Origin of the sequence: Vibrio sp. WZ-1 (genome assembly GCF_052037695.1) — a bacterium.
Taxonomy (GTDB): domain Bacteria; phylum Pseudomonadota; class Gammaproteobacteria; order Enterobacterales; family Vibrionaceae; genus Vibrio.
This window is the reverse complement of record NZ_JBQEQR010000006.1, coordinates 1-813: the sequence shown is the minus strand read 5'-3', so window position 1 is coordinate 813 and position 813 is coordinate 1. Positions and strand designations below refer to the sequence as shown.

Below are 813 nucleotides of genomic sequence, written 5' to 3'. Positions count from 1 at the left end.
TAACGCCGCATTAAGGTGTGAGCGACGCTTGGCTATACTTGAGCGAAGCGAAAACGCCAAGCGTTGCGAATCACTCTTAAATGCTTTGTTATGAGTAAGTTTCTAACTCGACCAGTGCTAATAATTTACGCCCTAGATTGGTTACATTACCTGATACTACGACGTTACCAATAGCTGATTTATTAGCAACCGACTGACTTATATTAGTTACAACATGCCTTCCAGATGCTGCCCAAAAGATGTTTTGCCAATATTCTACATCTCCATATTCGAAGACTACCGCTAGTTCACAACCTTGGGTGGTGTTGTCATTGCTAGCCTCTGTTGGAATGGAGTTTAACCGACAGCTATAAAGGTTCGGGTTTGAATAAAACTGTACAAGCCGGATATGTGATGGAGTAAATTCGCTAATGATATTGAACAGTAAGTACAGTTCATCTTCTGATATATCCGGCTGCAGGCTAATATTAACGATAAAGTTCTTTAGGAAGTCCAGTTTTTCAGGTTGACTTGTAGACGCTGCTGCTTGCACTGCTCTCAAGAACAACGCTGAAAACTTGGGGTCACTTTGTAACTCTAAAAAGTTCAACTTACTCGCTTGCTCTAATTCAATAAGCTTGTTTTCAACTTCAGACATCCATTTTTCCATTCTCTTATGAATGGGAGGAGAGATTAATGAATGGAGTACTGTCTGCCCTGTAGGAACAATACTCACAGCAGCCTCAGCTAACCGATATAGCTTGTCTGAAGCAGGCTCAACATCTGGATTAACTTTAGTAAATTGTGTCACAAACTCTCCTTACTCATAACGCC

At 41.0% G+C, this 813-nt stretch carries 1 protein-coding gene; it reads right to left on the bottom strand.

Annotation, left to right across the window (positions count from 1 at the left end):
* Positions 1 to 88 precede the first annotated feature (88 nt).
* Complete coding sequence (locus ACTS60_RS00020; protein ID WP_440886705.1) at positions 89 to 790, bottom strand: hypothetical protein; 702 nt, start codon at positions 788 to 790, stop codon at positions 89 to 91.
* Between the last annotated feature and the right edge of the window lie 23 nt (positions 791 to 813).